The sequence below is a fragment of the Streptomyces yunnanensis genome, from assembly GCF_029011865.1.
Lineage (GTDB): Bacteria > Actinomycetota > Actinomycetes > Streptomycetales > Streptomycetaceae > Streptomyces > Streptomyces yunnanensis.
Map to the genome: position 1 here is coordinate 9,361,692 of NZ_CP095749.1, position 24,412 is coordinate 9,386,103.

The 24,412-nt window shown below is 71.9% G+C and carries 19 protein-coding genes and 3 pseudogenes; 14 read left to right on the forward strand and 8 right to left on the reverse strand.

Translation table 11 applies throughout. The features are described 5' to 3' along the window. The first annotated feature begins 2 nt into the window (after positions 1–2). The 9 genes from MOV08_RS41230 (at position 3) to MOV08_RS41270 (ending at position 10,822) form a co-directional block, all read left to right on the forward strand. Positions 3–257, forward strand: coding sequence for a phosphopantetheine-binding protein (locus tag MOV08_RS41230; RefSeq protein ID WP_039639394.1), 255 nt, complete (start codon positions 3–5; stop codon positions 255–257). Beyond that, the gene (locus MOV08_RS41235) at positions 254–1,588 is read left to right on the forward strand and encodes an MFS transporter (protein WP_275311329.1); all 1,335 of its coding nucleotides are present in this window, start codon (positions 254–256) and stop codon (positions 1,586–1,588) included. Before MOV08_RS41230 ends, MOV08_RS41235 begins: the two co-directional genes overlap by 4 nt. Then, a complete protein-coding gene (locus tag MOV08_RS41240) occupies positions 1,585–4,692 on the forward strand; it encodes an amino acid adenylation domain-containing protein (RefSeq protein WP_275311330.1) in 3,108 nt (1,035 codons plus the stop codon). Before MOV08_RS41235 ends, MOV08_RS41240 begins: the two co-directional genes overlap by 4 nt. Continuing rightward, on the forward strand, positions 4,689–5,009 hold the full coding sequence (locus tag MOV08_RS41245; RefSeq protein WP_275311331.1) for a chorismate mutase family protein: 321 nt from the start codon (positions 4,689–4,691) through the stop codon (positions 5,007–5,009). Before MOV08_RS41240 ends, MOV08_RS41245 begins: the two co-directional genes overlap by 4 nt. A 20-nt stretch (positions 5,010–5,029) precedes the next feature. Then, the gene (locus MOV08_RS41250) at positions 5,030–6,229 is read left to right on the forward strand and encodes a lactate 2-monooxygenase (RefSeq protein ID WP_275311332.1); all 1,200 of its coding nucleotides are present in this window, start codon (positions 5,030–5,032) and stop codon (positions 6,227–6,229) included. Continuing rightward, positions 6,226–8,205 carry a CocE/NonD family hydrolase gene (locus MOV08_RS41255; RefSeq protein WP_275311333.1) on the forward strand — a complete coding sequence of 660 codons (1,980 nt, stop codon included), beginning with the start codon at positions 6,226–6,228 and terminating at the stop codon, positions 8,203–8,205. The genes MOV08_RS41250 and MOV08_RS41255 overlap by 4 nt, the downstream gene beginning before the upstream one ends. A gap of 65 nt (positions 8,206–8,270) precedes the next feature. Next, positions 8,271–9,233 (forward strand): GNAT family N-acetyltransferase, encoded by a 963-nt coding sequence (locus MOV08_RS41260; RefSeq protein WP_275311334.1) that lies wholly within the window; start codon positions 8,271–8,273, stop codon positions 9,231–9,233. Between the two features lie 259 nt (positions 9,234–9,492). Next, positions 9,493–10,557, forward strand: a complete 1,065-nt coding sequence (locus tag MOV08_RS41265; RefSeq protein ID WP_275311335.1) for a PP2C family protein-serine/threonine phosphatase — start codon at positions 9,493–9,495, stop codon at positions 10,555–10,557. A gap of 100 nt (positions 10,558–10,657) precedes the next feature. After that, positions 10,658–10,822 carry a hypothetical protein gene (locus tag MOV08_RS41270; protein ID WP_275311336.1) on the forward strand — a complete coding sequence of 55 codons (165 nt, stop codon included), beginning with the start codon at positions 10,658–10,660 and terminating at the stop codon, positions 10,820–10,822. A 116-nt stretch (positions 10,823–10,938) separates the two neighbouring features. Here the strand turns inward: MOV08_RS41270 and MOV08_RS41275 are convergent, their stop codons facing one another. Both MOV08_RS41275 and MOV08_RS41280 read right to left on the reverse strand, forming a co-directional pair. Further along, entirely contained in the window at positions 10,939–13,248 is a 2,310-nt protein-coding gene (locus tag MOV08_RS41275; RefSeq protein WP_275311337.1) for an MMPL family transporter, read from the reverse strand. A gap of 45 nt (positions 13,249–13,293) precedes the next feature. After that, positions 13,294–14,316, reverse strand: coding sequence for a type III polyketide synthase (locus MOV08_RS41280; RefSeq protein WP_275311338.1), 1,023 nt, complete (start codon positions 14,314–14,316; stop codon positions 13,294–13,296). Between the two features lie 266 nt (positions 14,317–14,582). On the opposite strand from MOV08_RS41280, the gene MOV08_RS41285 reads away from it, so the two are divergent. Next, a complete protein-coding gene (locus tag MOV08_RS41285) occupies positions 14,583–14,876 on the forward strand; it encodes an ArsR/SmtB family transcription factor (RefSeq protein WP_275311339.1) in 294 nt (97 codons plus the stop codon). Next, positions 14,873–15,259: a VOC family protein gene (locus tag MOV08_RS41290; protein ID WP_039639401.1), complete on the forward strand. Its 387-nt coding sequence runs from the start codon at positions 14,873–14,875 to the stop codon at positions 15,257–15,259. Before MOV08_RS41285 ends, MOV08_RS41290 begins: the two co-directional genes overlap by 4 nt. A gap of 457 nt (positions 15,260–15,716) precedes the next feature. Here the strand turns inward: MOV08_RS41290 and MOV08_RS41295 are convergent, their stop codons facing one another. Continuing rightward, positions 15,717–16,382 carry a TetR/AcrR family transcriptional regulator gene (locus MOV08_RS41295; RefSeq protein WP_275311340.1) on the reverse strand — a complete coding sequence of 222 codons (666 nt, stop codon included), beginning with the start codon at positions 16,380–16,382 and terminating at the stop codon, positions 15,717–15,719. Between the two features lie 116 nt (positions 16,383–16,498). On the opposite strand from MOV08_RS41295, the gene MOV08_RS41300 reads away from it, so the two are divergent. Further along, positions 16,499–17,920, forward strand: a complete 1,422-nt coding sequence (locus MOV08_RS41300) for an MFS transporter (RefSeq protein ID WP_275311341.1) — start codon at positions 16,499–16,501, stop codon at positions 17,918–17,920. A 42-nt stretch (positions 17,921–17,962) separates the two neighbouring features. Then, positions 17,963–18,802, forward strand: a complete 840-nt coding sequence (locus tag MOV08_RS41305) for an NAD(P)H-binding protein (RefSeq protein WP_275311342.1) — start codon at positions 17,963–17,965, stop codon at positions 18,800–18,802. 41 nt (positions 18,803–18,843) lie between these two features. Here the strand turns inward: MOV08_RS41305 and MOV08_RS41310 are convergent. After that, positions 18,844–19,443: pseudogene (locus MOV08_RS41310) on the reverse strand (MmyB family transcriptional regulator); the annotation flags it as partial. Between MOV08_RS41310 and MOV08_RS41315 the strand changes: the two are divergent. Then, positions 19,425–19,949, forward strand: a pseudogene (locus MOV08_RS41315) (SDR family NAD(P)-dependent oxidoreductase); the annotation flags it as partial. The pseudogenes MOV08_RS41310 and MOV08_RS41315 sit on opposite strands and share 19 nt — an antisense overlap. 95 nt (positions 19,950–20,044) lie before the next feature. On the opposite strand, the gene MOV08_RS41320 reads toward MOV08_RS41315, so the two are convergent. The 4 genes and pseudogenes from MOV08_RS41320 to MOV08_RS41335 form a co-directional block, all read right to left on the reverse strand. Then, positions 20,045–20,527, reverse strand: a complete 483-nt coding sequence (locus tag MOV08_RS41320; protein WP_275311343.1) for a hypothetical protein — start codon at positions 20,525–20,527, stop codon at positions 20,045–20,047. A 227-nt stretch (positions 20,528–20,754) separates the two neighbouring features. Continuing rightward, entirely contained in the window at positions 20,755–21,852 is a 1,098-nt protein-coding gene (locus MOV08_RS41325) for a polyprenyl synthetase family protein (protein ID WP_275311344.1), read from the reverse strand. After that, a pseudogene (gene ispG, locus MOV08_RS41330) lies at positions 21,849–23,038 on the reverse strand (flavodoxin-dependent (E)-4-hydroxy-3-methylbut-2-enyl-diphosphate synthase). Before ispG ends, MOV08_RS41325 begins: the two are co-directional and overlap by 4 nt. Next, complete coding sequence (locus MOV08_RS41335) at positions 23,035–24,081, reverse strand: transketolase C-terminal domain-containing protein (protein WP_275311345.1); 1,047 nt, start codon at positions 24,079–24,081, stop codon at positions 23,035–23,037. Before MOV08_RS41335 ends, ispG begins: the two are co-directional and overlap by 4 nt. Positions 24,082–24,412: the final 331 nt, after the last annotated feature.

Genomic DNA, 24,412 nt, shown 5'->3' on the forward strand with positions numbered 1-24,412 from the left:
ACATGACACCTGTCGAGGAGAGGATCGCCGCCCTCTGGCGGGAGGTGCTGGGCCCGGACCTGGCGTCCGGTACCGTCATCGGCGTCGAGGACGACTTCTTCACCCTGGGCGGTACGTCCATGCAGGCGATGGCCCTGGTGCAGCGGCTGCGCGAGGAGTTCGGGGTCGCCGTGGGACTGAGCGCGCTGCTGGCGGACGCCACGCCGGGCGGGATCGGCGCCGCGGTCACGGCAGCCGGGGGAGCCCTCCGGTCATGAGGTTGGAGTCCGTGGCCGCCCTGCGCACCTTGCCGCCGCGCACACGGGTGGTGATGGCCGCCAACCTGGTCAGCTCGGTGGGCACCGGCCTCGTGCAGCCCTTTCTCGTCCTGTACCTGACCCGGGTGCGCGGGCTGCCCGTGGGCACCGCCACCGCCGTCATCTCGGTGATCTCGGTGGCGTCCCTGGTCGGCGGCCCGGTGGCGGGACGCCTCGCCGACGGCTTCGGCATCCGGCCCACGGCGGCCGCGGCGATGGCCACCGCCGCCGTGGGCACCGCCGGATTCGCGCTGGTGACGGAGGTGTCGGGCGCCGTACTCGCCGGCCTGACCTACGGCCTGGCCTACGGCGCCATGCTCTCCGTGTGGAACGTCGTCATCGCCCGGAGCACACAGGGCGAGAGCCGCTCCGCCGCCTTCGGGCTGCAGTTCGTCGCGCTCAACGTCGGGGTCGGGCTCGGCGGAGTGCTGGGCGGAATCTTCGCCTCGACCGCGGATCCCGGCCGCTTCCAACTGCTCTACGTGTGCGACGGCCTGTCGTTCCTGGTGGCCGGGGCGTTGTTGGTCCTCGCGCTCGGCGGGCGGCGGGCCCCGTCGCCGTCCGACCACGACACCGTCCCCGAGGCCGGCACCGGCGCGCGCGGCTACGGTGTGGTGCTGCGCGACCGGGCCCTGCTCAAGGTCCTGGCGCTCACCGTCGCGCTGATGGTCGTCGGGTACGGGCAGTTGGAGTCCAGCATCCCGGGACTGGTCGCGGTGCAGGGCATGGACGCCCGCATCATGGCGTGGGCGTTCGTGGCCAACACCTGCTGCATCGTGCTGATCCAGGCCGTCGCCGTCACCCGGATCTCCCGGACGCCGCCCGCCGCGCTGCTCGCCGCCACCGCCACCAGCTGGGCAGGCTGCTGGCTGTTGCTGCTCCTGGCGGCGGCCGGCGCCGGCACGGCCGTCGAAGCGGCCCTGGTCATCGGCGCGTTGGCGGTCTTCGCCGTCGGCGAGGCGCTGCTCGCCGTCGCCCTGCCCACGCTGGTCAACAGCCTGGCCCCCGAGGTGTTCCGCGGCCGCTACAACGGCGCCTACTCCGCGGCCATGTCCACCGGCCTGGTGATCGGCCCGCTGCTGGGCGGAGCGCTCCTCGGCGCGGAACAGACCTGGCTGCTGCCGGTGGTACTGGGCCTGGGGTGCGTGATGTGTGCCGGTTGCGCGGTGTTGCTGGGCCGCCGGTCGCCCCGGGCACCCGCGGCGGCGCAGCCGGCACCCGAGGTGTACGACACCGGCGGTCACGAAGTTCCGTACCGGGTGGAGCAGTTGGAGGGTGGAGAGGTGCGATGACCGACGGACAGGGCCACGGCGACGGCCGCGGCACGATGCACGGGGTCTTCCGGCAGCGGGCCGCGGAGCACCCGGACGCCCTCGCACTGATCCACCGCGACACCACCGTGAGCTACCGGACGCTGGACCGGGCCTCGGACGCCTTCGCGGCCGAACTGGCCGACGCCGGAGTGGGCGCCGGCGACGTGGTGCCGGTGCTGATGCCGCGGTCGCCGAGGTTCGTGGCGGTCGTGCTCGCGGTGCTCAAACGGGGCGCCGCCTACGCGGCCATGGACCCGCGCTGGCCCCGTTCGCGGGTGGCGGAGCTGGTGGCGCAGGCCGACGCCCCGCTGATCGCCGCGGCCCCGGACCAGTCCGAGGGCTGGTCGCGCCCGGTATGGGTCCCCGAGGCGGACCTCGCACGGGTGGCCGCCGCGCCCGCCCCGCGCCTGGACGCCCCACCCGTCGAGGAGACCGACACCGCGTGCGTCTTCTTCACCTCCGGCAGCACCGGTCGCCCGAAGGGGGTGCGCTCGCCGCACGCCGGGACGGTACGGCTGTTCGGCCCGGACCGCTTCATGGCCGTCGGCCCCGGCACGGTCATGTCGCAGGCCGCCCCGCTGCCCTGGGACGCCGCCTCCTTGGAACTGTGGTCGATGCTGCTCAGCGGCGGCACCAGCGTCCTGATCGACGAGCCCTATCTGACCGCGGACGGTCTGCGCACCCTGGTCCGCGACACCGGGCTGAACACCCTCTGGCTCACCGCCTCGGTCTTCCACATGCTCGTCGAGGAGGACCTCGACTGCTTCGACGGGATACGGCAGCTGCTGGCCGGAGGCGAACGGCTCTCCCCCGCCCACGTCCGTCGATTCGTCGCGGCACACCCCGGCACCGCCCTGGTGAACGGCTACGGGCCCGCCGAGTCCACGGTCTTCGCCACGACCCACCGCATCACGCCCGAGGACTGCGCCACGGGAGCGGACATCCCGGTGGGCCGCCCGGTGCCCCGTACCGAGGTGTTCGTCCTGGACGAGCGGTCGCGCCCGTGTCCGCCGGGCACGACCGGCGAGATCTGCGTGACCGGCGCCGGCCTGGCGAACGGATACCTGGCCGACCCCGAGCAGACCGCCAAGAGCTTCGCCGACATCGACCTCGGCGCCGGCGGCCCGCGCCGGACGTACCGGACCGGCGACCTCGGCCGCTTCTCGGCCGACGGAGTGCTGCACTACGCGGGACGTGCCGACCGCCAGGTCAAGGTCCGCGGGCACCGCATCGAGCCGGGCGAGGTGGAAGCCCGGGTCGCCGAACTCCCCGGAGTGCGCCGCTGCGTCGTCATCCCGCTCATGGCGGAGGGCGCCTGCGTGGGGCTGGCCGCCGCCTACACCTGCGCGGACGGGCGGCCCGTGGGCGAGGACACGGTCCGCACCGCGCTGGCCGCGCACCTGCCCGAGTACCTGATGCCCCGGACCCTCACCGCCGTGGACCGCTTCCCGCTGACCGGCAACGGCAAGCTGGACACCGAGGCCCTGCTGGAACGGGTGACGCGGGACGCGGGCCCCCGGGCCCCGGCCGCTCCGCAGCCCCGCCCCGACGACCGTTCGACCGCGGGCCTGGTGGCGGGCGCCTTCGCCGAGGCCCTGCACACCGACGGCACCGTTCCCTACGACACCTCGTTCTTCGCGATGGGCGGTGACTCCCTGGACGGCGCCCGCCTGTGCGTCCGGATCGGCGCCCGCACCGGCGTCCCCGTGCCGCCCTCCGTCTTCGTCGCCGGCCCGACCGTGCGGGAGTTGGCGCAGTGGATCGAGGCCCGTACCGAAACGGCGCGCACACCCGCCCCCGAGGACCGCCCGGCGCCCGGCGAGCCGCTGCCGCTGCTGCCCACGCAGAGCGGATTCCTCTTCGAGCAACAGCTCGACCCGACCGACACCTCCGCCCACTGCGAGCTGATCTGGCGGGTGACCGGGGACTTCGCCCCGGAGGCATTCCGCGCCGCGGTGGCCGACGTGCACCGGCGACACCAGTCGCTGCACGCCCGGTACGTCTTCGACCGACGGCCCGTCGCACTGCTCGACGAGCGGATCACACCGGTCCAGGCGACGGAACTGGCCCCGGCGGCGCACCAGGACGCGGCCCTGGCAGCCGTCCGCGCCACGCTCGGCCGGCCCCTGGACATCGGCACGGGCGAGAACTGGCGGTGCGTCATCGCGCCCGAAGCAGCCGGTCGCGCATGGCTGCTGGGCATCGTCGTCCACCACATCGCCTTCGACGGCGCCTCGATCCGCCCGCTGGCCGACGACCTCTCGGCCGCCTACGCCGCCCGCCTGCGGCACCGGGCCCCGGACACCGCGCCCCCGCCCTCCCTGGCAGCCGTCCTCGCTGGCGCCCGCGCCCAGGTCGACGAGACCGGGCTGGCGGAACAGCGCACCTTCTGGCGCGACGAGGCGACCGGCGTACCTCCGCTGACCGTGCCCGGCCCCGACGACGGTGACACCCGATCCCGGCCCACCTTCCGGCTGACGGCCGCCGAATGGGCCGCACTTGAGGCGCGTGCCCACGGCTGGGGCAGCACCCGCTTCGCCGTGGCGCTCGCGGCCTACGCCGAAGCGCTCGCCCTGGTCTCCGGTGACCGGGACCTGGCGATCGGCGCACCGATCGCCAAGCGCTACCACCCGGACACCGCAGACGCCGTAGGCTGCCTCATCGACGTCCTCTGCTTCCGCATGCGCCCGGCCGGCGACGGTACGGCGGACCGCGTGCCGGCACTCCTGGCAGGCGTGCACGCGGCACTGGCCGCCCAGGACGTGCCGTTCGAGGAGGTCGTACGGATGGCCGCCGACCCCGCCCGCGACCGCTCCCGCCACCCGCTGTTCCAGACCCTGTTCGCCCTGCAGAGCGCCCCACCCCGCAACCTCGCGCTCGACGGCTGCGAAACCGTCGCCCTGGGACCCCGGGCCGACCGCGCCCTGCACGAGCTGGAAGTCGAGGTGTGGCCCGAGCACGACGGCGGTGCGGAGGTGGTGTTCGGACACCGGCCCGGCACCGCCGCCCGGTTCGTGGTGGACGTGGCGGTGGCCTACCGCCGGTTGCTCCGGGAGCTGGCCACCAGGGCGGACCGCACATGAGCGAGCGCCCCGCCCCCGCGCGCCGGGCAGCCGCCGGCGAGGACCCGGCCCGGCACGGCGCGCGCCTGCACGAGCTGGACGGCGACATCATCCGGCTGATCCAACGGCGCGCCCACGAGGACCGCCTGCTGCAGGACGCGCGCCGTGCCGCCGGCGCCGCGCGGACGGACCTGGCAGGGGAGAACGCCGTACTGCGCCGCTACCAGGAAGCACTGGGACCGGCCGGCGCCCAACTGGCCCTGCTCCTGATCGGCCTGACCCGCCACCGGGACCAGGCGGCCGGCGGCCGGCCGGAGCGGCCGTCACACGAGCCCTGACCCCTGACGAAGGAGAAGGTATGGCAGCGCCCCGACGCGGTTTCGCGGACTACCAGTTCGAGATCTACCTCAAGGGCCTGGAGGACCAGGTACCCCCCTTCACCACGGACCTGTCGGCCTTGGAGGACGCGGCCCGCGACCGGATCGACCCACAGCCGTACGGGTACGTCGCGGGCGCGGCCGGTACCGGGGCCACCGCCCGGGCCAACCGCGCCGCGTTCGACGCCCACCGCATCGTTCCGCGCATGCTGCGCGACGCCGCCCCCCGCGACCTGCGCACCACCGTCCTCGGCAGCGAACTGGCCGCCCCGGTACTGCTCGCCCCCATCGGCGTGCAGTCCGCCCTCCACCCCGAAGGCGAACTGGCCACCGCCCGGGCGGCCGAGGCCACCGGGATCGCCATGGTGCTCAGCACCGCCTCCTCGCACACCATCGAGGAGGTCGCCGAGGCCAACGGCACCGGACAGCGCTGGTTCCAGCTGTACTGGCCGCACGACGAGGAGGTGACCGCGAGCATCCTCGCCCGGGCCCGCGCGACGGGCTACACCACGCTCGTGGTCACGCTGGACACCTGGCAGCTGGCCTGGCGCCCGCACGACCTGGACCAGGCGTACCTGCCGTTCCTCCGCGGCAACGGCGTGGCCATCCCGCTGTCCGACCCGGTCTTCCGCTCCCGCCTCGACCGCCCCGTCGAGGAGGACCCGCGCGCGGCGGCCATGCAGTGGCTTCCGATCTTCAGCGGCACGGCACACACCTGGGACGAACTGGGCTTCCTGCGCGAGCACTGGGACGGCCCGATCGTGCTCAAGGGCATCCTGCACCCCCAGGACGCCCGCCGCGCCGTGGCCGCCGGCATGGACGGCGTCGTGGTCTCCAACCACGGCGGGCGCCAGGTGGACGGAGCGGTCGCGGCCCTCGACGCCCTCGTCGACGTCGTGGCCGAGGTCGGCGGCGAGACGGAGGTGCTCTTCGACTCCGGGATCCGCAGCGGCGCGGACGCCTTCAAGGCCCTGGCCCTGGGCGCCCGCGCCGTACTGCTCGGCCGCCCCTACGTGTACGGCCTGGCCCTCGGCGGCACCGACGGAGTGCGGCACGTCGTCCGCAGCCTCCTCGCCGACCTGGACCTGACGATGGGACTCGTCGGATGCACGCGGGTGGCGCAGATCGGCCCGGACACACTGCATCGCCCCGCGTCGGCGGGAGGGGAGGCACGACGGTGAAACGACCGTTACCCCGGGCCCGCCGGCTGACCGCGGCCGTCACCACCGTCCTCGCCCTGGCCGTGCCCCCGCTCCTCACCCACACGACCGCCTCCCCGGCCCACGCCGCAGCTCCCGGCCCCCGAGCCACCGACGGCCTCGCCGCCGCCTCGACAGCGGCCGGGCAGTGGCCCCCGGACACCGGCCGGGGCCCCTGCGAGGTCCGCAGGACCACCGACGTCGGCGCCACGATGCGGGACGGCACCGTCCTGCGCGCCGACGTCTACCGGCCGCTGACCGGCGACAAGGTCCCGGTCATCCTGATGCGGACCCAATACGGCAAGGCGGACGCCGAGGTGCAGCCGTCGAGCTACCAGTCCCCGCAGTGGTTCGCCTCGCACTGCTACCTCGTCGTCATACAGGACGTGCGCGGCCAGTACGCCTCGGACGGCGACTTCTACGAGTTCGCCAACGAGGGCAAGGACGGCTACGACAGCGTGGAGTGGGCCGCCCGACTGCCCGGCTCCAACGGCAGGGTGGGCATGTACGGCTCCTCCTACGTCGGGGCCACCCAGTGGCTCGCCGCCGCGGAGCGCCCGCCACATCTGAAGACGATCGTGCCGGCCCTGACCTCCGACGACTACGACGACGGCTGGACCTATGAGGGCGGCGCGTTCCGGCTGAACTTCGTCATCCCGTGGGCCATGCGCAAGATCGTCCCCTCGGCCGCCGCCAACCGGCGCGACTGGGCCACCTACCACCAGGTCAACCGCGACTACCAGGACGTCAACGGCTGGCTGGGCGCGGCACCGTACAACGCCTTCCGGCCCTTCCACCCCGGTGATCCGAAGGTCGCCCCGTACTTCTTCGACTGGATCAAGCACCGCACCTACGACGACTACTGGCGCCGATGGGCCCCCAAGGAACACCACCCGAAGATCGACATCCCGGTGCTCAACTACGCGGGCTGGTACGACGCCTTCCTGGACGGCTCGGTCAAGAACTACCAGGGCATGGTGGCGCGGGCCGGCTCGCCGGCGGCCCGCGCCAACCAGCGGCTGGTCATCGGCCCCTGGGACCACACCGGTTGGGGCCGCCCGACCAGCGCGCCCGCCCCCCTCCTCAAGGCCGTCGGCCCGGCCGGCAACAGCCCCATCAACGAGATGATGCTCGCCTGGTGGGACCACCACCTCAAAGGCAGGGACAACGGCGTCGGGCGCAACGGCGTCGACTACTTCGTCATGGGCGCCGACAAGTGGCGCACCGCCCCCACCTGGCCGCTGCCGCAGACCCGTTGGCAGGACTACTACCTGGGCAGCACCGGCCACGCCGCGGGCAACACCCAGGACGGCACGCTCTCCACCACACCACCGGGCCGGCACCACGGCGCACCGGCCGACCACTACACCTACGACCCGCGCAACCCCGTCCCCAGCGTCGGCGGCCACTCCTGCTGCACGGCCGCGATCAGCACCCAGGGCCCGTACGACCAACAGCAGATCGAACAGCGCCCGGACATCGCCGTCTACACGAGCGAGCCGCTGGCACGGGACACCGAGGTCACCGGACCGATCACGGTGAAGCTGTACGCCACCTCATCGGCCCCGGACACCGACTGGACCGCCAAACTGGTCGACGTGCACCCCGACGGCACGGCCGTCAATCTCAACAGCGGCATCGTGCGCGCCAGTTACCGGAAATCCTCGACCGCGCCCACCCCCATCGTCCCGGGCAAGGTGTACGCCTACACCATCAAGGTGTGGCCGACCAGCAACCTCTTCCGGCAGGGCCACCGGATCCGGCTGGACATCTCCTCCAGCGACTACCCCCAGTACGACCCGAACCCCAACACCGGCAGCTGGCTGGGGCAGTCCACGGCCCGCCGCACGGCGCACCAGACCGTGCTCCACGACGCCGCGCACCCGTCCAAGGTCACCCTCCCGGTGATCCCGGACGGCGGCCCGGAACAGGGCAGCGACACACCACCGCAAAAGTAGGGTCGGCGGTGCCCGCGCCGACGCAGAGGCAACCCACGGCAACCGAAACGACGGAAAGGCAAGGCATGCACCACGTACGCCGGGCCCGCACGGCCGACTACCCCACTCTCGTGGAGTGCGTCCAGCAGTGGTGGGGCGACTCCCGCACCCCCGAACAGGCCCGGGAGCTCTCCCTGTTGCTGCCGCGGCTCTTCCTCCAGCACTTCGCCGCCACCAGTCTGGTCCTGGAGGACGCGATCGGCATCCGGGCCTTTCTGGTCGGCTTCCACTCCGCCGACGACGAACAGCAGGCATACATCCACTTCGTCGGCGTCGACCCGCAGCTGCGCCAGCAGGGCATCGCCCGCAGGCTCTACACCCGCTTCTTCGAGCGCGCGGCGGCGGCCGGCCGCACCGAGGTGCGTGCCATCACCTCACCGCAGAACACCGGCTCCATCGCCTTCCACAAGGCCATGGGCTTCGAACTGGACCCCGGCGACCTGGAGTCGGCCGGACTACCGGTCCACAGCGACTACGACGGCCCCGGGCAGCACCGTGTGGTCTTCCGCAGGAAGCTCGGCTCGTCGAGCGCCGACACCCTGCGGCCCTTCACGACACGCCCGGCGGGGCCGGAGGACTTCGACACCATCGTCGGGGTGGTCGACGACTGGTGGGGCCGCCCCGCCTCCCGCGACCTGACACGGGTCTTCGTCGACCACTTCTTCGCGACCAGCCTGATCGCCGAACGCGACGGCGAACTGGCCGGCTTCGTCATCGGCTTCCTCTCGCCGTCCAAGCCCAAGGAGGCGTACATCCACTTCACGGGCGTCGCCCCCGCCTGGCGCCGCTCCGGCCTGGGCCGCTACCTCTACGAGCGGTTCTTCGAGATGGCCCGCGCCGACGGCCGCACCCTCGTCAAGGCGATCACCTCGCCCCAGAACGCCCGCTCCATCGCCTTCCACAACGCCATGGGCTTCACCAACTCCGCCCCGATCACCGACTACGACGGCCCGTCGCTGCACCGGGTCGCCTTCACCCGCTCCCTCTGACCGGCGCACCGAGGCCGACCCGGACCGCCACCGTGCCGTCCGGGTCGGCCGCGGCGCCAAGGGGGGCCGAAGCGCCGTCGGCCCTGCCCGTACAGCGGGAAGCTGCGCGGGCAGCCGGTACCGAGAGACGATGTCGGTGGAGGAGTCCTGCGCTTCACGTGAGGAGCGGGTAGCCATGCGGTCGCCCTTCCGCTCAGCTGCTGCGGCCTGCCCGAGCGGCCGTCGGGGACCCTTCACGCTGCTGCAGTGCCTTCCTTTCGTGATCGCGCTGCTCGTCGTCGCCATTGAGCTCTCGCCCGCGCACTTCCTGTACACCGGCCCCCTACTCACCGCGACGCCGGCGCTGGCCGCGGTGACGATGGGCCCGAAAGGCACCCTCGCGTCGGCTGCCCTGGCCCTGCTGGTCAGCATCACCACGGCCACCTACAACCAGGCATGGGGGAGCCAGCAGGTCTACACGAACCTGTTGGCCCTGTCGCTGGTGTCCCTGGCCGGCATCACGATGAGTAGCGCCGCCCATACCCGCAGGCAGAACGAACTCGACCAGGTCCGCCGCATCGCCGAGGCGGCACAGACCGTCCTGCTGCGGCCCGTACCCGCCCGACTGGGCCCGATCCGGGCGGCGAGCATGTACCTCGCCGCCGAGACCGGGGCGCAGATCGGCGGCGATCTCTACGAAGCCGTGCAAACCCGGTACGGCGTCCGCCTGATCGTGGGAGACGTCCGGGGCAAGGGGCTGCCCGCGGTCCGCTCGGCCGCCGCCGTACTGGGCGCGTTCCGGGAGGCAGTCCACTATGAGGACGAACTTGCGGAGGTCATGGACCACTGCGCCGCCGCGCTGCGACGGGAGTCCGCCGGGCCGGACCCCCACGGACACGTTCCGCACGCCGAAGGCTTCGTCACCGCACTCCTGGCGCAGGTGCCCGACACCTGCGTGATCGAACTGGTCAACCGTGGCCATCCGCCTCCCTTGCTGCTGCGCCGGGGCGTGGTCCACGCCCTGATGCCGTCCGCGCCCCAGCCGCCCTTGGGCCTGGAGGACCTCGTCACCGGCCCGCACGACACCGCGGAGAGCTATCCGTTCGCACCGGGTGACCGCCTGTTGTTGCATACCGACGGCGTGATCGAAGCCCGCAACCCTCGCAACGAGTTCTTCGACCTGCCCGAGGCCATGGGAACGGTGCAGGCCCCCACCCCGCCGGAGTTCCTGACACAACTGCACCGTGCGCTGATCCACCACACGCACGGCCACCTGGCGGACGACGCGGCCATGCTCCTGATCGAACGGCTCGACACCGATCACCACGCGCCCGCGTCCACCTGACATGGGACGGCGACGGCCGGAGCGGGCGCCACCCTCGTCAACGCGTGGTCGCGTGACACGCGAACGAGTGGAAGCGGTGGGTCGGGAGCCGCAATCCTGTGTGGCACACCAGCGCGATGCGGCCCCGCCCGCCCTCGTCCGCCTCGGCCCACACGGCTACCCCACCTCCACCACCGTCCCGGTCGCACCCTGGCAGGAGCACGGTGCCCGCCGCGTCGTCAACCAGTGCCCGGCCCTGGCGGTTCGTCCCCAACACCACGGGTGACTGCCACCCGGTCGACCCTCATGACGACGACCTGCCCCGCGCCGTGCCGCGAGGTAGTCCTCAACCACCACTCTGGCGCGAAGTAGTTGGCGGCCACGGGATGACGTGTCGCCCGTTCACTCCTCGGACAGCCCCAGCCTGTCGTGCAGGCGGCGCAGCGGGGGCGGCGCCCACCAGTTGGCGCGCCCCGCGAGCCGCATCGCGGCCGGCACGAGGACGCCGCGCACCAGCGTGGCGTCGAGCAGCACGGCCAGCGCCAGGCCCACGCCCAGCAGCTTCAGGAAGGTGATCCCGGACGTCGCCAGCGCGATCATGACGACGGCGACGAGCGCGGCCGCGGCGCTGAACAGGCGTCCGGTGCGTTCCAGTCCGATGGCGACGGCCAGGGTGTTGTCCCCGGTCTCCGCGTACACCTCCTTGATCCGCGACAGCAGGAACACCTCGTAGTCCATGGACAGTCCGAAGGCGACGCAGAACATCAGTACCGGCATGGTGATCTCCACCGAACCGGTCACCGTGAAACCGCCCACCAGGGCGCGCAGGTGACCCTCCTGGAAGACGTAGACCATGGCGCCGAACGTCGCCGACAGACTGAGCACATTGAGCAGTACGGCCTTGACCGGGATCAGCACGCTGCCGGTGAACAGGAACAGCAGCACCATGGTCGTGGCGCCGATGATCAGCATGGCCACGGGGAGTCGACTGACGAGCGTGCCACGGGTGTCCTGGAGCACCGCGGCGTCACCGCCCACGAGCACCGGGCCCGGTGCGCGGTCCGTCCGCAACCGTTCGACCAGCGCGGTCCCGGCGGAGGAGTACGGCTCGACCGAGGGCACCACCGACAGCCAGCTGGCGCCACCGGCGGCGAAGGAGGCCGAGGCGGCGGAGGGGGGCGCCACCTGCCGCCCCGCGACGTAGGAGCCGGTGGCGGTGTCCACCCGGGCCACGCCCGGCAGGCCCGACAACCGGGTGGCATAGGCGGCGACCCGCTCACGGTCCCGGGAGCTGTCGCTGACGGTGGGCAGCACCACGGACAGCGCGGAGGACTCGCGACTGGCGAACTCCTCCCGCACGAACTGCGCCGTACGGTGCGCGGGCGCGTCGGCGGGCAGCACCCGGTCGTCGACCATGCCGAAGGAGACCCGGGTGAACGGCAGCCCCAGCACCACCAGGACGGCGACCACGGCGACCGCGCACAGCACCGGCCGCCGCATGACCGCGGAGGCGAGCCGCTGCCAGAAGGCGCCGTTCTCGGCGGCCGGCGCCGCCCCCATCCCCTGATCGCCGCCCGGTCGCGGTCCGCGCCGGAACAGCCGGCGTACGTCCAGCGCGTCGATCCGCGGGCCGAGCAGTCCCAACGCCGCGGGCAGCACCACCAGCGCAGCGAAGGCCGCGAGCGTCACCACCGCCACGCCCGCGTAGGCGAAGGAGCGCAGGAAGTACAGCGGGAAGACCAGCAGGGCGGAGAGCGAGAGGGCCACCGTCAGCGCGGAGAACAGCACCGTGCGCCCGGCCGTGCGGACGCTCTGCGCGACCGCTTCGGTGGTGCCGAGGCCGCGGGCCAGCTCCTCCCGGTACCGGGTGACGATGAACAGGCTGTAGTCGATGGCCAGTCCCAGCCCCAGCGCCGTGGTGATGTTGGTCGCGAAGATGGACACCGAGGTCAGCTCGGAGAGCACCCGCAGGACGACGAACGTGCCCAGGATGGAGAACACCCCGATGAGCAGCGGCAGGACGGCTGCCGCCGCACTACCGAACACGAAGAGCAGAATGAGCAGGATGACCGGTGCCGCATACGCCTCGGCCCGGAAGAGGTCCTGCTGGCTGCGCTTTTGGACCTCCACCGCGACCTGAGCGAACCCGGTTGCGGAGACCTGCAGTACTCCCTGCCGGCCGGTGACACGGGGGGAGAGTTTCTTCGCGGTCGTCCGCACCTGGTCCTCGTCGCCGCCCAGTCGCAGGAGCACCAGCGCCGAACGCCCGTCGCGGGCCTTCAGCGGAGCCGCCGAGTCGTGCGGAACGGTCCAGTACGAGGTGACGGACAGTACGCCGGGCTCCTGGGCGAGCCGCCTGGTGAGGTCCCGCCCGGCGGTCGCGGTCCGTGGCTCGTCGACCGGTCCCGGGGCGCGGGCCAGAAGTGCCAGGTTGGGGACGCCTGTTCCGAAGCGGCCGGTGAGGAACGTCTCGGCTTTGGTCGACTCCGCCGCCCGGTCGGTGAAGCCTCCGCTGGACAGGCGGTCGGTGACATCCCCGCCGATCGGGACCGCGGCGGCCATGGCCAGCAGCACGACCAGCAGCACCGGTACCCGCAGGCGGACCACGAGGCGTCCGAGAGCGGCGAGCCGGGAGCGTCCGGCCGGTGACCCGGGCAGGAATCCGGGTGGCAGGTCTTCGGTCGCGGTGGTGGTGCTGGTGGGTCTGGGCACGGTGATTCCTGTGGATCGGCTCGGAGCCGTGTCCCCTGCGCGGGGTCAGACGCCGAGGAGCAGAACCGCGTACAGGGTCAGCCCGGGGCCGAAGGCCAAGGCCAGGCCGTACCGCTCGGGTGCCAGCGGAGACCGGTGCTGCAACTCCTCCACCACGAGCGGCAGGCCCGCGGAGGCGCAGTTGCCGTGTTCCTGCAGCACGTGCCGGGAGGCGGCCAGGGTTTCGGGCGGCAGGCCGAGGCTGCTCTCGGTGGCGTCGAGGATGCGCGGCCCGCCGGGGTGGACCGCCCACCAGTCGACGTCGGTGAGGCTGATCGAGTGACGGAACAGCAGGTCGCCGACCATGGTCGGCAGATGGCGTTCGAGCACCTCGGGCACGCGGGGTGACAGGCCCATCCGGAAGCCGTGGTCGCCGACCGTGAGCGACATGTAGTCCTCGTGCTCGGTATCGGTCTGCGCGACGACGTCGATGATCTTCAGGCCGTGGCCGACCCCGGTGGGCAGCTCGGGCTGGATGACGGTGGCCGTGACGGCATCGCCGAAGAGCGCGTTCACCAACTGCTGGGAGGCGTCCCAGGGCGGCGGCTGCAGGTGCAACGACGACAGTTCCGCGTTCACGAGCACGGCTGACCGCTTCTGGGTGCGGACGAAGTTGGCGCATGCGGCCAGGGCCGGCAGGGCCGCCAGGCAGCCCATGTGCCCCACCAGGAGACGCTGCACCGTCGACGGCATCCCCACGTCCCGTGCCAGTCGGGTGTCCAGGCCCGGTGCGGCGTATCCGGTGGAGGAGGTCACGCATATCAGGCCGACGTCGGCCGGGTCGGTGCAGGTCTCGGTCAGGGCCGACGCCACGGCGTCCTTGCACAGCGGAAGCGCCTCTTCCTGGTAGCGGCACATCCGTGCGGCCGTGGACCAGTGCTTGACGTCGTCGAGCAGCGGGCTCACCGCCACATGCCGTCGTGAAATGCCCGAACAGGCGGCGATCCGGTCGATGAGCCGTTGCTTGGCGTCGTTGCCCTCCAGGAGGGCGTACTCCTCTTGGCTGTAGGAGATCGCAGGTAGGGCCACCGCAACTCCGGTCACCACTGCCGAACCGCATCCGCCGCCCATACGCCTGCCCACCTTCCGCAGTCATGCTGATACGTACGGTAATCATACCGGCGAGAGGTGGGGGCGCCACGCGTGACCAGGCGCCCGCGCCGCGACCCCGCCGCCAGGCACCGCCACCCCCGGGGGAGCGGCCTGCTGTGACTGGCGTTCGCCGTCCAGTCCGCTCAAGGTGGGTGGAGCGCCTGACTTGATAGGCAAGTCACCACTTGCCTACGGTGTTGCGCATGGCGGAGGATGTCTTCAAGGCGCTGGCCGACCCCACCCGTCGGCGCATCCTCGACGAGTTGGTGGAGCGGGATGGCCAGACGCTGTTCGAGATATGCGCGCGGCTGGTGACGAAGCACGGTCTGGGCCTGTCCCGCCAGGCGATCAGTCAGCACCTGGCCGTACTGGAATCCGCAGGTCTGGTTCATTCGCGGCGCGAAGGCCGCTACAAGTTCCACGACTTGAACACCGAACCCCTGGAGCGCATCGTGACCCGATGGCTCAGGCCCGATACGCCGGAGAGCGCCCCATGAGGATCCACCTGACCAGCGTCTTCGTCGACGACCAGGAAAAGGCCATGCGCTTCTACACCGACGTGCTGGGCTTTGTGAAGAAGAATGACGTGCCGCTCGGCGAGGCCCGGTGGCTGACCGTGGTCTCACCGGAACATCCCGAGGGGACCGAACTGCTGCTGGAGCCCTCCGGCCATCCCGCCGTGCAGCCGTACACATCGGCGCTGGTCCAGGACGGCATTCCGGCCGCCTCCTTCGCCGTGGACGACGTGCACGCGGAGTTCGACCGGCTGCACGGGCTCGGAGTGCGCTTCACCCAAGAGCCGTTGGCGATGGGCACGGTCACCACGGCGGTCTTCGACGACACCTGCGGCAATCTGATCCAGATCGTCCACACCAGGTAGGGCGCCGGCCGACTGCCCGGGCGCGCTGGTGCGAGTCGGCCCCAAGCGCGTCGATCGACCGCAGCGACCGCGGCAGGCACGCTATTTGATGATCCGTCATGGCTGCCGGTGCGCCTGTGGATTGCACTACCGGCATCCGAACGGGGCAGTGCATGCGGGTCGTTGGCCGGGGTGGCGGGGCCGAAGTGGCGCTGTGGCTCCACCCGGTGGGAGCACTGCACGCGATGACCCAGCGCATCTCCGACGTCGAGCTCGCCGCGCAACCCGCCGCGTACTGGACGGGAGCGGCATACGGGGCCCTGGTCGCATCCATCGCGGCATCGACGACGCCGATTACGTGACCGCCCTGAAGGTGCTGCGACAGATGATCCGCAACACCGGCGTCAGCCTGGCGTAGGTCGGGTCCCCCCGCCCGCCGCCCCCTGCCGAGGGGCGGCTTCCGGGGCGCTGGGAGGGGTCAGCCGGCGGGGGTGTGGAGGATGCCGTTGATGAGCACGTTCAGGCTCCAGGCGTCGCGGTCGCCGGGGGAGAACAGGGCGTGGCGCAGTGAGGTGATCATCGGGTAGCGGTCGGCGGGCAGGGCGGCGTAGCGCTGGTCGGCTGCGGTGATGGTGGCCTCTTCGTCCGCGCCCTTGGTGTTGTAGGCGCTCTGTTCGGTGGCGGCTGCGGCGGTGTGGAGCCAGAGGAGGTCGACGGCCCAGGCGGCGGTGGTGTCGTCGAGGCCGCCCTCTTTGAGCAGGGCGAGCATGCGGTCCAGGATGAGCAGGACGTTGTCGCCGGTGGGGATGGCGCCGAGGGCGACGGTGGCCAGGCCCTCGTGGCGGCTCATGGCCTCGATGGCGGCGGTGGCCAGTGCCTGGAGCTGTTGCTGCCAGGTGCCTTCCGCGGTCAGCGGCACATGGCCGAGGGCTTCGTCGAGCATGGCGGCCATGAGGTCGTCGCGGTTGGCGACGTAGACGTAGAGCGAGGCGGGGCCGGTGTCGAGTTCCTTGGCGACCCGGCGCATGGTCAGGGCGTCCAGGCCGTCGCGGTCGAGGATCTCCAGGCCGGTGCGCACGATGACGTCGCGGCTGAGGGGGGCCTTGGCGGGCCGCGCGCGGCGGCTGATCGGCTGCGTGCTCATGAGGAAATCCTAGCCCCGGAGCGAACGCCGTTTGACACGAACATCGTTCGTTGCTTACCTTCACGACGAACGATGTTCGCGACGAACAAGGTTCGTCTCATTTTTGGATGTGCTCCATGACCAGCACCATCGCCCCGCCGAGCCCGACCGGGGCCCTTTCCCCCGCACGGCGCCGGGCGATCCTCGCCGTGATCCTGGCGGCCGAGGTCCTCGACCTGATCGACGCCACCCTCACCAACCTCGCCGCCCCGACCATCACCGCCTCCCTTCGCGGCGGACCGTCCCTCGTCCAGTGGCTCGGCGCCTCCTACGCCCTGGCCCTGGGCGTGCTCCTGGTCGTCGGCGGCCGCCTCGGCGACAAGCTCGGACGTCGCCGTGTCTTCCTGACGGGCCTGGCCGGGTTCACCGCGGCCTCCGTCGTCTGCGGCCTGGCCGTCAGCCCGGCCATGCTGATCACCGCCCGCCTGGTGCAGGGAGCCTTCGGCGCCCTGCTGATCCCGCAGGGCTTCGGCATCCTCGGCGCCGTCTTCCCTCGCGACCAGATCGGCAGGGCATTCAGCGCCTTCGGCCCCGTCCTGGGCCTCTCGGCGGTCGGCGGGCCGATCCTGGCCGCCGCTCTGATCGACACCGACCCCTTCGGGCTCGGCTGGCGCTCGATGTTCCTGATCAACATCGTGCTCGGCGGCGCCGCCCTCCTGGCCGCCCACCGCCTCCTGCCCCGTGACACCGGTGACCGCACCGTCGCGATCGACACCGCCGGCTCACTGCTCCTGGCCGGAGCCATGTCCACCCTGCTGTACGGGCTGATCGACGGGTCCGCCCACGACTGGCGCCCGGCCGCCCGGGCCGCACTCGTCGCCGGAGCGGTGTTCTTCACCCTCTTCGCCCGCCGCCAGACCACCGCCGCGAACCCGCTGATCCAGCCCTCCCTCTTCCGTAACCGCGGCTTCGTCTCCGGGCTGGTCCTGGGCATCGCCTTCTTCGCCGCCGTCGCCGGCCTGCTGTACGTGGTCTCCCTGTTCCTCCAGGGCGGCCTGGGCTACCCGCCCCTGCGCACCGCCCTGACCGGCAGTGCCCCCATGGCCGCCGGCATCGTCATCGCCTCGATCGCCTGCCACCGGCTCATCGGCAAGCTCGGCCGCACCCTCGTGCTGATCGGTCTGCTCACCACCCTCGCCGGCACACTCGGCCTGTGGGCCGCCGTCCACACCCAGGCCACCGCCACCGGCCCGACCACGATCGTCCCTGCCGTCCTGGTGATCGGGCTCGGCATGGGCGCCTGCTTCGGCACCGTCTACGACATCACTCTCGGCGACGTCACCCCCGCTGAGGCGGGCTCCGGATCAGGATCCCTGACCGCGGTGCAGCAACTCGCCAACGCGCTCGGGGCCGCCGCCGTCACCACCGTCTACTTCCACGACTCGGCGCGCCCCGCCCATGCCATGACCACCAGCCTGCTGATCGTGGTCGGCGTCACCCTCCTGTGCTGCTGCCTGGTCCGCCTGCTTCCCCGCGCCGCCCAGCCACAGCACCACTGAACTGTCCCCACATCACCTGACCAGCAGAAAGAAGCAAGCATCATGATTCTGATCACCGGAGGCCGCGGCGCGGTCGCCACCCACCTGACGAGCCTGCTGCACCGCGAGGGCCGGCCCGTCCGGCTCGGCTCCGCCCACCCCGAGTCCCTCACCCCGCCCGCGGGCGTCCGCACCGTCCGCCTCGACCTCACCGACCCGGCGACCTTCCCCACCGCCCTGACCGGCATCACCAGCGTCTTCCTCTACGCCACCCCCGACCACATCACCGACTTCATCGACCGCGCCCACCAGGCCGGAGTCACCCATGTCGTGCTGCTGTCCTCCTCCAGCGTGCTGAGCCCCGACCCTGACAGCGACCCGCTCGCCAAGTCCCACCTCGACGTGGAACAGGCCCTGCTCGCCTCGCCGATCACCACCACCATCCTGCGGCCCGGCTCCTTCGCCGCCAACGCCGGTGCCTGGGCCTGGCCGGTCAAGGCTGGACGCCCCGTCAGCCTGCCCTTCCCCGGTGCCCACAACGACCCCATCCACGAGAAGGACGTCGCGGAAGCCGCCCACGCCGCCCTCACCGACCCCCGCCACCACGGCGGTCGGTTCGTCCTCACCGGCCCCGAGTCGATGACCTTCGCCCAGCAGATCGACCAGCTCAGCACCGTCACCGGCCGGCCCATCACGATCAACCGCGTCACCCGTGAGGAATGGAAGCGGGAGATGGCCGACTACATCCCCGCCGTCTACGCCGACGCCCTGCTGAACTGGTGGGAGTCCCACGACGGCAAGCCCGTCGCCGTCACCGGGACCGTCGAGGAACTCACCGGTCACCCCGCCCGTTCCTTCACCACCTGGGCCACCGACCACACCGCCGACTTCACCACCTCTTGAGCCCACCGGCGAAGAACCCTGCGCGGCCCACCGCGGTCCCCTCAGACCGTCGAGGCCAGCCTGTGCAGGGTTCTGGCCGAGGGGGATCCGGGGGCGGCCGTGATCAGGACGACCTCCTGATCGTCCTCGGGGATGAGGAGTACGTCGCAGTTCAACCGAAGGCTGCCCGCCGTCGGGTGGTCGAGGGTCTTGGTGCGGTGACCGGGGGCGTGGACCGGGCGGGTCTCCCAGATCTGGCCGAACTCCTCGCTGCCGACGTGCAGTTCGGCCAGCAGGGCGGCGAGCTTCGGGTCGTGCGGATAGCGGTCGGCGGCCCGGCGCAGCCGTGCCACCACGATGTGCCCGAACTCCTCGGCGCTGGAGCTCTCGGGCATCCGCCCTTCCCCGAGGAACCGGCGTCGGGCCAGGTTCGTCGTTCCCCGTCCGAGGTCGCCGCCCAGCAGGGCACGGGCCAGTGGGTTCCAGGCGACGACGCCGTAAGCCGCGTCGGTGACGATCGCGCCGGTCTCCGGCAGACGCTCCAACATCCGGGCCACGTGCGGCCGTACGCGCCGTACGGCGCCGGTGGCGGGCGGCGGCGCGCTCGTTCCGGCCAGACGGAACAGATGACTGCGCTCGCGTCGCGGCAGCCGCGGAGCACGTGGACCGGCTCGACGTGCTGGTCAACAACGCGGGCATCTCGCCCTCGCTCGCCCCGCCGACCGAGACCGGCACGGACGACCTCCGGCGCACGTACGAGACCAACGTGTTCGGGGTCGTCGCGGTCACCAACTCCTTCCTGCCCCTCCTGCGACGCTCCCCGCACCCCCGGATCGTCAACGCCTCCAGCGGAACCGGATCGCTGACCTGGAGCACGAACCCGAACCCCCAGTTCGCCAGCGGCCGCGGCGGCGCGGCCGCGTACCGGTCGTCGAAGGCCGCCCTCAACGCCCTCACCGTCCTGTACGCCCAGACGCTGGCCGAGGAGGGTTTCAAGGTCAACGCGCTCGCCCCCGGCCTGCGGGCCACCGACCTCAACCCTCGGGCGGCCTCGGCGGGCGGGGACCCGGCGGAGGCTGCGGCGGGAGCCGTCCGGCTGGCACTCCTGCCGGACGACGGGCCGACCGGCGCGTTCTTCTCCTGGGACGGCACACCCGTGCCGTGGTGAACGCGGGACGGCCCTCCTCTACCCGCTGGCCCAGGGCGCCACCGGCCCCGCTCGCACTCCGGAGCGCGGCGAGGGCCTTCACCGCCCGGCGCCCTTCACGAGGCGGTGCCGGGGGTTTCGGGGTGCTCCGCTTCGGCCGCGGCCGCCGTCGCGATCCGCGCCACGACGCTGTCGGCCAACGCCTCGGCCGCCCGGCGATCGACGCCCCGATGGGTCGCCTGTTCCACGATGTGCGTTCTGACCAGCGCCAATTCGCCGGGATCCAGCGCGATCAGCTTGTGTTGCGCCGTGTCCGGTGCCCGGCGCAGCAGCCTGCGCACACCGGCCCGGCCGCGCGCCAACAGGCCCTCCGTGGCCCGGTCCACCGTCCGGCGGGCCGCCTGATCGAGGACGAGCCAGACAACCGGCGTGACCAGCGCGGACACTTCGGCATAGCCGAACCCGAGCGGCTCCCGCTTCTGCCCGCCCCCGGTGAGGGTGCGGATGACCCGCTCGTCGTCCAACGTCCGCAGGCTGTCGACGAGCGGCAACTCGTGGGCCGCGTGCTCTGCCACCACTTCGCGCACCAGATCGCGCACATACAGCACAGTGCAACCCCCGTACGTAGCAGTCCAGTTCCTTGCCTTGTATTGCAGCACTGAAGAGGGAACGTAGGGTACCCCCGGGGGACACGGTGACGGACCGTGGCACAAGACGGCGCCGCCACCAGCCATGCCATCAGCCATCGGCTGTTGACAGGACCAAGTGACTCAACGCACCTACCGCTGCCGCTGTAGCAGGGGGAGTGCGGGCAGCGCATGCGTCGTCATGCGGTCCGCTTCGTCGTGGCCTCCGCCAGTCGCCGCAGGGAGTTTTGGGCCGCTGGGCGAATCGTGCGCGCGGAGCCGAGCAGATGGAGGGCGCGTGCGCGCCGTTCGCTGATCATGTTCTCGACGTGGGTGCGGGCGCCGGTGACGGTCAGGATGTTGCGGATCTGGGTGGCGTCCGCCGCGGTGAGGTGGGGGTTGCCGATCAGGCGGCGGAGGACGGTGGCATGGGCCGGTGACGCGTCGCGCAGGGCGAGGGCGACCAGCATGGTGTGCTTGCCCTCGCGCAGGTCCTCGACGTGGGACTTGCCCGTCACCTTCGGGTTGCCGAAGACACCCAGCAGGTCGTCGCGCAGCTGGAAGGCTTCGCCCAGCGGCACGGCGTAGTCGGTCAGTTCACGCAGGAGCCGTGCCGGGGCGCCGCCGAGGACGGCACCGATGTGGAGGGGGCTTTCGCAGGTGTACTTGGCGGTCTTGTAGCGGATGATGGCCAGGGCGCGTTCCAGGTCGGGAGTGGGGCATCCGGTGGCGGTGACGTCCAGGTACTGGCCGTAGATCACCTCGGTGCGCATGGTGTTCAGTACAGGCTGCAGCGCGGTGAGTTGACTGTGCGTCAGTCCAGCTGTGTGCACCAGTTCATCGGCCCAGGTCAGGGCGAGATCGCCGATGAGGAGTGCGCAGGAGGTCCCCAGGCGCTCGGCGAGCGGGCCAGGGCGGTGTGCCGCATGGTGGGCAGCCAGGGTGCGGTGAACGGTCGGCGCGCCGCGACGGGTGGCGCTGTCGTCGATGATGTCGTCGTGGATGAGGCAGAAGGCATGGAACATCTCCAGACCGGCCGCCACCCTCACCACCGGCTTCGGTAGCGGCGTGGCGGTGGCCGCCTGCCAGCCGAGCGCGCACAGCATGGGCCGCAGGCGTTTTACCCCGGCGGACAGGAATTCCTCCAGTGTGCGGGCCGCCTGATCGGGGAGGTTGCGGGCTGCGGCAGCGGCGGTCTTCTCCTGAAGGAACTGGCGGAGCACGGTGTCGACGTCGTGGCGCAGGCCGTCGAGATCCGGCGGCGTGGGGGAGGAGCGGACGGGGACGGTGGCGGTCACGGGTGGTCACCTGCCTCGGCGGTGTCGGGGTGGGGCTTCGTCGTCGGCTCGGCTGCGCTTGTCGGGGTCGGGGCTTCGCCGCTGACCAGGGTGAGGGCGTCGTCGAGGAGGGCGTCGACGATGCGGCTCTCCGGCACGGTCCTGATGACTTGGCCATGACGGTAGATCTGGCCTTTGCCGTTGCCGCAGGAGACGCCGAGGTCGGCTTCGCGTGATTCGCCCGGGCCGTTGACGACGCAGCCCATCACGGCGATGCGCAGGGGATGCGGAAAGCCGTCGAATGCGGCTGCTACCTGGGCGGCGAGCTTGTGGATGTCGACCTGCAACCTGCCGCAGCCGGGGCAGGAGACGATCTCCAGCCTGCGGGGGCGCAGGCCCAGGGAGGCCAGGATGTGGCAGCCCGCCGTGACCTGCTCGACCGGGTCGGCCGACAGCGAGACGCGGAGGGTGTCCCCGATGCCCTCGGACAGCAGGATTCCGAACGCGACGGCCGACTTGACGGCGCGCCCTGCAAGGTGGGACCGGCCTCGGTCACCCCCAGGTGCAGCGGGTAGTCGCAGCGGCTCGCGAGGAGCCGGTTCGCGGCGATCACCGTGAGCGGGTCGTGGTGCTTGACCGCGATCTTCAGATCCTGGAATCCGTGGTCCTCGAACAGCGAGCACTCCCACAGTGCGGACTCCACCAGTGCCTGCGGCGTCGCGGCGCCGTGCTTGGCGAGCAGACGGCCGTCCAGGGAACCGGCGTTGACACCGATGCGGATCGGCACCCCGGCCGCCGAGGCCGCCAGGGCGATCTCGGCAATCCGTCCGTCGAAGCGCTTGATGTTGCCCGGGTTGACGCGGACCGCCGCGCAGCCGGCATCGAGGGCGGCGAAGACGTAGCGGGGCTGGAAGTGGATGTCGGCGATCACCGGGATCGGCGACTTCGCCACGATCGCGGGCAGTGCCGCGGCGTCGTCCTGCGTGGGGACGGCGACCCGCACGATGTCACAGCCGGCCGCGGTGATCGCGGCGATCTGCCGCAACGTGGCGTCCACATCGGCCGTGTTGGTGGTGGTCATGGTCTGCACGCTGACCGGTGCGCCGCCGCCGACGGGTACGGTCCCGACGTGGATCTGCCGGGAGCGGCGGCGCACCGGAACCTGCGACGAGGGCGGAGCGGCCGGGCCGTGATCGAAGGTGGTCATCCAGCACCTCCGTGCCTCTGAAGGGATGAGAGCCTGTGCGCGGGCCGGTTGGCGGTTGCCGTGCGGACTGCCTGTACGACACCGGGGGCGTCCAGACCGGCCTGGGCGAGGAGCTGGTCGCGGGGGCCGTGCGGGATGAAGGCCCGCGGCAGGCCGAGTATGTGCACGGGCGTGGTGATGCCGTGGTCCCGGCACTGTTGCGCCAGGGCCGCACCGACTCCGCCGGTCCGTACGCCGTCCTCGATGCTCACCACCACCTGGTGGCGGGCCGCCAGCGACGGCAGGGCGGGGTTGACGGGCAGGACCCAGCGGGGATCCGCGACCGTGCAGCCGATGCCGTGCTCACGTTCCAGGATGCCCGCGGCCTCCACCGCCGCCCGCGCGAGAGGCCCGACCGGCACCAGCAGCACATCCAGCGGCCGGCCCTTGCCGCGGTGCAGGATGTCGACGCCGTCCATCGACGCCACGGCCTCGATGGGCGCGCCCGCGGTGGCCTTGGGCAGGCGCACGACAGTCGGCCCCTCGTCCCAGGCAACCGCCTCGGCGAGGAGCGCGGGCAGTTGGGCGGCCTCCCGAGGTGCGGCGAGGCGCAGGCCGGGGACCATGGACAGCAGGCTCAGGTCCCACATACCGTGATGCGAGGGACCGTCCGGGCCGGTGATCCCGGCCCTGTCCAGCACGAACGTGACCGGCAGCCGGTGCAGGGCGACATCGAGCAGCACCTGGTCGAACGCCCGGTTCACAAACGTCGCGTAGATCGCGACGACCGGGTGCAGGCCCCCCATCGCCTGACCGGCCGCGGACGTCACGGCGTGCTGTTCGGCGATGCCGACGTCGAAGACCCGCTGGGGGAAGCGTTCCCGCATCGGCCCGAGACCGGTTGGCTGCAGCATCGCCGCACTCACCGCCACCACCTCCGGATGCGCAGCGGCCAGCTCGGCCAGGGCCTGCCCGAACACGCTCGTCCACGAGCGTGTCGAACTCCTCGTGCCGCAGGGTGCGGTGGCCGGGACGACCGCGTTGACGGTGTGCAGGCAGTCCACCGTGTCCGTCTCGCTGGGCCGGTGTCCCTTGCCCTTGACGGTCGCCCGGCCAGGGCACCGACGGTGGGCGCGTACGAGCGGCCGTTGTCGTTGAGCACCGCGACCACCGGACGGTCCTGTGGTCCGCCTGTCGCACGCACCCGCTCCACCAGGAACTGGCGGATCTCGTGTGCCAGCAACGGTAGTTGGGCGGCGGGAAGCGCACGCAGCACGCCCGGGTCGGCCACTCGCTCCAACAGCGACAAAGGGCTGTCCGACAGGGTCGTCGCCATCCCGTGCTCCTTCCGCGACAGCGCTGCGTTTCAGCCACCGGCCGCGTGCAACTTCCAGG

Bases quoted from the DNA above. Each gene is read 5' to 3' on its own strand.
- MOV08_RS41245 (WP_275311331.1), top strand. From the start codon at position 4,689: ATGAGCGAGCGCCCCGCCCCCGCGCGCCGGGCAGCCGCCGGCGAGGAC.
- MOV08_RS41300 (WP_275311341.1), top strand. From the start codon at position 16,499: ATGACCAGCACCATCGCCCCGCCGAGCCCGACCGGGGCCCTTTCCCCC.
- MOV08_RS41305 (WP_275311342.1), top strand. From the start codon at position 17,963: ATGATTCTGATCACCGGAGGCCGCGGCGCGGTCGCCACCCACCTGACG.
- MOV08_RS41235 (WP_275311329.1), top strand. From the start codon at position 254: ATGAGGTTGGAGTCCGTGGCCGCCCTGCGCACCTTGCCGCCGCGCACA.
- MOV08_RS41250 (WP_275311332.1), top strand. From the start codon at position 5,030: ATGGCAGCGCCCCGACGCGGTTTCGCGGACTACCAGTTCGAGATCTAC.
- MOV08_RS41260 (WP_275311334.1), top strand. From the start codon at position 8,271: ATGCACCACGTACGCCGGGCCCGCACGGCCGACTACCCCACTCTCGTG.
- MOV08_RS41240 (WP_275311330.1), top strand. From the start codon at position 1,585: ATGACCGACGGACAGGGCCACGGCGACGGCCGCGGCACGATGCACGGG.
- MOV08_RS41230 (WP_039639394.1), top strand. From the start codon at position 3: ATGACACCTGTCGAGGAGAGGATCGCCGCCCTCTGGCGGGAGGTGCTG.
- MOV08_RS41290 (WP_039639401.1), top strand. From the start codon at position 14,873: ATGAGGATCCACCTGACCAGCGTCTTCGTCGACGACCAGGAAAAGGCC.
- MOV08_RS41285 (WP_275311339.1), top strand. From the start codon at position 14,583: ATGGCGGAGGATGTCTTCAAGGCGCTGGCCGACCCCACCCGTCGGCGC.
- MOV08_RS41295 (WP_275311340.1), bottom strand. From the start codon at position 16,382: ATGAGCACGCAGCCGATCAGCCGCCGCGCGCGGCCCGCCAAGGCCCCC.